Source organism: Mycobacterium sp., assembly GCF_019247615.1.
Classification (GTDB): domain Bacteria; phylum Actinomycetota; class Actinomycetes; order Mycobacteriales; family Mycobacteriaceae; genus Mycobacterium.
The window spans coordinates 1-6,344 of the sequence record NZ_JAFBAT010000227.1 but is presented as its reverse complement, the minus strand read 5'-3'; the positions used below and the strand labels follow the sequence as shown (position 1 = coordinate 6,344).

8 protein-coding genes are annotated in these 6,344 nt (G+C 65.0%); 7 read left to right on the top strand and 1 reads right to left on the bottom strand.

What is annotated here, in order from left to right; genetic code table 11:
- Nucleotides 1–768: FAD-dependent oxidoreductase (locus tag JO059_RS15860; protein ID WP_293320319.1), on the bottom strand; the 768-nt coding region annotated here is incomplete at its 3' end.
- An 80-nt stretch (nt 769–848) separates the two neighbouring features.
- Between JO059_RS15860 and prfB the strand changes: the two genes are divergently transcribed.
- The 7 genes from prfB to JO059_RS15825 form a co-directional block, all read left to right on the top strand.
- Nucleotides 849–1,967, top strand: a complete 1,119-nt coding sequence (gene prfB / locus JO059_RS15855) for a peptide chain release factor 2 (RefSeq protein ID WP_293320317.1) — start codon at nt 849–851, stop codon at nt 1,965–1,967.
- On the top strand, nt 1,957–2,946 hold the full coding sequence (locus tag JO059_RS15850) for a mechanosensitive ion channel family protein (RefSeq protein ID WP_293320315.1): 990 nt from the start codon (nt 1,957–1,959) through the stop codon (nt 2,944–2,946). The genes prfB and JO059_RS15850 overlap by 11 nt, the downstream gene beginning before the upstream one ends.
- Nucleotides 2,943–3,413, top strand: a complete 471-nt coding sequence (locus JO059_RS15845) for a hypothetical protein (RefSeq protein WP_293320313.1) — start codon at nt 2,943–2,945, stop codon at nt 3,411–3,413. The genes JO059_RS15850 and JO059_RS15845 overlap by 4 nt, the downstream gene beginning before the upstream one ends.
- A 43-nt stretch (nt 3,414–3,456) precedes the next feature.
- Nucleotides 3,457–4,146 (top strand): cell division ATP-binding protein FtsE, encoded by a 690-nt coding sequence (gene ftsE / locus JO059_RS15840; protein WP_293320321.1) that lies wholly within the window; start codon nt 3,457–3,459, stop codon nt 4,144–4,146.
- Nucleotides 4,147–5,040: a permease-like cell division protein FtsX gene (ftsX, locus tag JO059_RS15835; RefSeq protein WP_293320311.1), complete on the top strand. Its 894-nt coding sequence runs from the start codon at nt 4,147–4,149 to the stop codon at nt 5,038–5,040.
- A gap of 2 nt (nt 5,041–5,042) precedes the next feature.
- Entirely contained in the window at nt 5,043–5,552 is a 510-nt protein-coding gene (smpB, locus tag JO059_RS15830) for an SsrA-binding protein SmpB (RefSeq protein ID WP_293320309.1), read from the top strand.
- A 58-nt stretch (nt 5,553–5,610) separates the two neighbouring features.
- On the top strand, nt 5,611–6,344 hold a 734-nt coding region (locus JO059_RS15825), incomplete at its 3' end, for a maleylpyruvate isomerase family mycothiol-dependent enzyme (RefSeq protein ID WP_293320307.1).

Here is a 6,344-nt window from a genome sequence, read left to right as displayed (position 1 = left end):
GGCGTAGTCGCGCAACACCTTGATGTTCTGTTTCGTCGTCTTGCCCGCCGCGGCGGCGTCCTCGTCGGTGATGCCTTCCAGCTGCGCCGGATCGACGATCACGTCGACCCCTTCGAGGTCCGCCAGCTCGCGCAGTTCGAGCGTGGTGAAGGCCGTCTGCAGCGGTCCGCGCCGGCCGATGATCACGACTTCCGCGACGCCGCAGGGGCGCAGCGACGACAACGCGTGGTCGGCGATATCGGTCTGCGCGAGCACCTCGGGGTCGGTCACCAAGATGCGGGCAACGTCGAGTGCGACGTTGCCGTTGCCGACAACAACGGCGCGGGCACCCGACAAATCCGGCGTCGCGTGCTCGAAGTTGGGGTGCGCGTTGTACCAGCCCACGAAATCGACGGCGGCGATGCTGCCAGGAAGATCCTCGCCGGGGATGTTCAGCGGGCGATCGGACTGTGCCCCGACGGCGTAGATGACGGCGTCGTAGCGCTCGGTGAGTTCGGCAGCTTCGATGTGCTCGCCCACCACGACATTGCCGAAGAAGCGGAAGCGGGGGTCTTCGGCGGTCTTTTCGAATTGCTTGCTGATCGACTTGATCTTCGGGTGGTCGGGCGCGACCCCGGAGCGCACCAGCCCCCATGGCGTCGGCAGCATCTCAAGCATGTCGACGGCCACATCAATGTCCTCGGAGCTGTCGGCTGCCTTCAGCAACGATGCCGCGGCGAAGAAGCCCGACGGCCCGGAGCCGACGATGGCGACGTGATAGGGGCGCATGTCAGTTGATGCTAAACGCTCCGCGCGGAGCCGGACCTGAGCATTCGTCGCCGGGCGGAACGCCGGTAACGTGGGCGGCTGTGGAACCCGACCGTCAAGCCGATATCGCCGCCCTCGACTCCGCCCTGACCACGGTGGAGAGGGTGCTCGACGTGGACGGTCTGCGCAGCCGCATCGAGAAGCTCGAGCACGAGGCGTCCGATCCCAAGCTCTGGGACGACCAGGCCAACGCACAGCGCGTGACCAGTGAGTTGTCTCACACGCAGGGGGAACTGCGGCGCATCGAGGAGCTGCGGCAACGCCTCACCGACCTGCCGGTGCTCTATGAGCTGGCCGGCGACGCGGAGGATGGACCCGAGGCCGCCGACGCGCTCGCCGAGGCCGACGCCGAGCTCAAGGCGCTGCGCGCCGACATAGAGGCCGCCGAGGTGCGGACGCTGCTCTCGGGCGAGTACGACGAGCGTGAGGCCCTGGTCACCATACGTTCCGGCGCCGGCGGGGTGGATGCCGCGGACTGGGCCGAGATGCTGATGCGGATGTACATCCGCTGGGCCGAGCAGCACAAGTATCCCGTCGAGGTGTTCGACACCTCCTACGCCGAGGAAGCCGGCATCAAAAGCGCGACCTTTGCCGTGCACGCGCCGTTCGCCTACGGCACACTGTCCGTCGAGCAGGGCACCCATCGGCTTGTCCGGATCAGCCCGTTCGACAACCAAAGCCGGCGCCAGACGTCTTTCGCCGAAGTCGAGGTGCTTCCGGTGGTGGAAACCACAGATCACATCGACATCCCGGAAGGGGACGTCCGCGTGGACGTCTACCGTTCCAGCGGGCCGGGCGGCCAGTCGGTGAACACCACCGACTCCGCGGTTCGTTTGACCCACATCCCGACGGGTATTGTCGTGACTTGCCAGAACGAAAAATCTCAACTGCAGAACAAAGTTTCGGCGATGCGAGTGCTTCAAGCAAAGTTGTTGGAGCGCAAGCGATTAGAAGAGCGTGCAGAGCTGGACGCATTGAAAGGCGAGGGCGGCAGCTCCTGGGGAAACCAGATGCGCTCGTACGTATTGCACCCGTACCAGATGGTCAAGGACTTGCGAACCGAGTACGAGGTCGGCAATCCGGCGGCCGTTTTGGACGGAGACATCGACGGGTTCCTGGAAGCGGGAATCCGGTGGCGCAACCGAAAAGATGACGACTAAAACAACACTTCTTGCGGCGGGAATGACACAGCGCTGGCACGACTTTTGGCGCGGCGACATCGGCGAATGGATCATCACCCGGGGTCTGCGGATCGTGATGCTGCTGATTGCGGCGATGTTGGCGGTGCGCTTCGTCACCTGGGTGGCCCAACAAGTGACCCGGCAACTCGACGAGGGCTTCGCCGAAAGCGACGCCCTGGTGCGCTCGGAGGCGACGAAGCACCGGCAGGCCGTCGCGTCGGTGATCCAGTGGGTGTCCATCGTGGTGATCGCCATCTGGGTGATGGTGCAGATCGGCGCCGTCCTGCAGTTTTCCTTCGGCGGCCTGGTCGCGCCGGCCACCGTGCTGGGTGCGGCGCTCGGTTTCGGCGCTCAGCAGCTGGTCAAGGACCTGCTTTCCGGGTTTTTCATCATCGTCGAGAAGCAATACGGCTTTGGGGACCTGGTCGCTTTAACCGTCAACGGCGCTACCGAGGAGGCGCGCGGCACCGTCGAGAACGTGACGCTGCGGGTGACGCGGCTGCGCTCACCGGACGGGGAGGTGTTCACCATCCCCAACGGCCAGATCGTCAAATCCGTCAACCTCTCGAAGGACTGGGCGCGCGCGGTCGTGGACATTCCCGTTTCGACGAGCGCCGACTTGAACCAGGTCAACGAAGTCCTGCACCAGGAGTGCGAGCACGCACTCGACAACCCGGTGCTGGGCGAACTGCTGTTGGACGAGCCCACGGTGATGGGGGTGGAAAGCATCGAACTCGAGACCGTCACCCTGCGCATGGTTGCCCGCACGCTGCCCGGTAAGCAGTTCGAGGCCGGCCGGCAGCTGCGCATGCTGGTCATCCGGGCGCTCGCCCGTGCGGGCATCGTGACAGCGGCCGACGCGACGGTGGGGCTCGTCGACGCCGCCGGCCTGCCCGCGGACGAGGTCGCGGCGGCGAAAGCCAACGAACAAGCCGAGGGAGCGGTGCAGCGCCGGTGAAGTTCACGCTGAATATCCTCGAGAATCGTAGCGACGGGGAGCGGCGCTGGCCCCGGTACATTTTCGGCGGACACATGCGCACCTCGACGCTGGTGTTGATTGTCGCCTTCCTCGCGGTGTGGTGGGTTTACGACGCTTACCGCCCGCATCCCCCGCCCGCGGCCCCGCCGGCACAGGTGGTGCCGCCGGGTTTCCTGCCTGATCCCAACTACACGTGGGTGCCCAAAAGCCGGGTGCAGCAGCCGCCGACCACCATGAGCACGCCGACCACCACGGCGCCGCCGACGCCGACCACTCCGACCACGGTTGCGCCGCCAAGCCCGACCGCAACGACGACGTCTCCGCCGTTCGGCGTGCCGACGCTGCCGTGCGTGCTGCCGCCGCCCTTCTGCCCTCCGAGCCCAGGCCAGATGGCTCCACAGCCGGGGGGACTGCCGGCGCCGCCTCCGCCACCACCGGCGAGCTGATTTCGCGGGCCCGCGAAATTCGCAGCTACACTGGCGTGCCGTGATGATCACCCTTGACCATGTCAGCAAGAAGTACAAAGCGTCGGCGCGCCCGGCGCTCGAGGACATCAACGTCAAAATCGACAAGGGTGAATTCGTCTTCCTGATCGGCCCGTCGGGTTCGGGCAAGTCGACGTTCATGCGGCTCCTGCTCGGGGAGGAGACGCCGAACTCCGGTGACGTGCGGGTGTCCAAGTTCCACGTCAACAAGCTGCCGGGCCGGCACATACCGAAACTGCGCCAGGTGCTTGGCTGCGTATTTCAGGATTTCCGACTGCTGCAGCAAAAGACGGTGTTCGAAAACGTCGCCTTCGCGCTGGAGGTCATCGGCAAGCGAAGGGAAGCGATCAACCGGGTGGTGCCCGAAGTCCTCGAGACCGTCGGCCTGTCCGGCAAGGCCAACCGGCTGCCCCATGAGCTGTCCGGTGGCGAGCAGCAACGGGTGGCGATCGCGCGTGCCTTCGTCAACCGGCCCCTGGTGTTGCTGGCCGACGAGCCCACGGGCAACCTCGACCCAGACACCAGCAAGGACATCATGGATCTGTTGGAGCGGATCAACCGGACCGGCACGACGGTGGTGATGGCGACGCACGATCATCACATCGTCGACTCGATGCGGCAGCGCGTCGTCGAGCTGTCTTTGGGCCGGCTGGTCCGCGACGAACAGCGCGGCATCTACGGGATGGACCGGTAAGTGCGCTTCGGCTTCCTGCTCAACGAGGTCCTGACCGGCCTTCGTCGCAATGTCACCATGACCGCCGCGATGATTTTGACGACCGCGATCTCGATCGGCCTCTTCGGCGGAGGTCTGTTGGTGGTCCGGTTGGCGGACAGCTCCCGGGCGATCTACCTCGATCGCGTCGAGACCCAGGTCTTCCTCACCGAAGACGTCTCCGCCAACGACCCCTCCTGCAGCACGAACCCGTGCAAGGCGCTGCGGCAGAAGATCGAGGCACGCGAGGACGTCAAGTCGGTGCGGTTCCTCAACCGGGAGAACGCCTACAACGACGCGATCCGCAAGTTCCCGCAATACAAGGATGTTGCCGGGAAGGATTCGTTTCCAGCGTCTTTCATCGTCAAGCTGAACAACCCGGAGCAGCACAAGGACTTTGACTCGGCGATGCAGGGCCAGCCCGGGGTGCTTTCGGTGCTCAACCAGAAGGATCTGATCGACCGGTTGTTCGCGGTCTTGGACGGCTTGAGCAAGGCCGCGTTCGCCGTCGCTTTGGTGCAGGCGGTGGGGGCGATTCTGTTGATTGCCAACATGGTTCAAGTCGCGGCTTACACGCGGCGCACAGAGATCGGAATCATGCGGCTGGTGGGGGCCAGCCGGTGGTACACCCAGCTGCCGTTCCTGGTCGAGGCGATGTTCGCCGCGGCTGTCGGTGTGGCGATCGCCATCGCGGGCCTGATCCTGGTGCGGGCAACGTTTTTGGACAACGCGCTGAATCAGTTCTACCAGGCCAATCTGATCGCGCGGGTCGACTACGCCGATATCCTCTACATCTCTCCCTGGCTGTTTCTGCTCGGCGTGTCGATGGCCGGGCTGACCGCCTACGCCACCTTGCGCCTCTACGTACGGCGTTAGCTGTGGCCAATAAGTCCGGCGGGAGTAAGGCCGTTGGCGGAAAGCGTGCCAGTAAGCAGATCGTCGCCACCAATCGTAAAGCGCGGCATAATTATTCGGTTCTCGAGCTCTTCGAGGCGGGCGTGGCTCTGCAGGGCACGGAGGTAAAGAGTTTGCGGGAGGGGCACGCATCCTTGGCGGATGCGTTCGCGACCGTAGACGACGGCGAAGTGTGGCTGCGCAACCTGCACATCCCGGAGTATCAGCACGGTAGCTGGACCAACCACGATCCGCGCCGAAATCGAAAGTTGTTGTTACACAGGCAACAAATCGACCGGCTGGTCGGCAAGATCCGCGATGGCAACCTCGCGCTTGTCCCGATGTCTCTGTACTTTTTCGAAGGAAAGGTCAAGGTCGAGCTCGCTCTCGCGCGCGGCAAGCGGGCGTACGACAAGCGCCAGGACATGGCCCGCCGCGATGCCCAGCGCGAAGTGCATCGCGAGATGGGCCGGCGGGCCAAGGGCATGAACTGACGGGGCGGCATCGCGGCCTGGCCGATCGAGACGGTATTGCTCGGCCTAGGATCCGTCCATGGCCACTCGTCCCATCACCCAAGTCGACAAGTCCGAGGTGCTGTCCGGCCTCTTCGGTGTGTGGGATGCGATCGAGGCACTGCTCGACGGGCTGCCTGAAAACGGTTGGCGGGCGGCCACGCCGCTGCCCGGCTGGGACGTCAAGGCCGTGTTATCGCACATCATCGGGACGGAGTCGTTTTTGTCCGGCATCGCGGCTCCCGAACCGGACATCGACGTTTCGACCCTCGACCATGTGCGCAACGACATCGGGGCGATGAACGAGTGCTGGGTTCGGCATCTCAGTCGGGAAGCGGGGGCGGACGTGCTCGAGCGCTTCCGGACGGTGACGAGGGATCGGCGCGCGGCGCTGACGGGGATGCCCGACGATGAATGGAACGCCGTAACGGTGACGCCGGTCGGTCCCGAGAGTTATGGCCGGTTCATGCGGGTGCGGGTTTTCGACTGCTGGATGCATGAGCAGGACATGCGCGAGGCACTGTCGCGTCCGTCCGCCGACGACGAGCTCGGGGGGATCGCCTCGTGCCTTTCGCTTGACGAGATCGCGGCCACCATGGGCTACGTGGTGGGCAAGCGCGCCAAGGCGCCGGAGGGATCCCGCATTCTGTTCGAGCTCACGGGCCCGCTGGCCCGTACCATCCACGTGAACGTGGACGGGCGCGCACAGGTGCTCGACGACTTTGGCGGGCAGGAGCCCACGGTGACGGTCCGGATGGACGGCCTGCAGTTCAC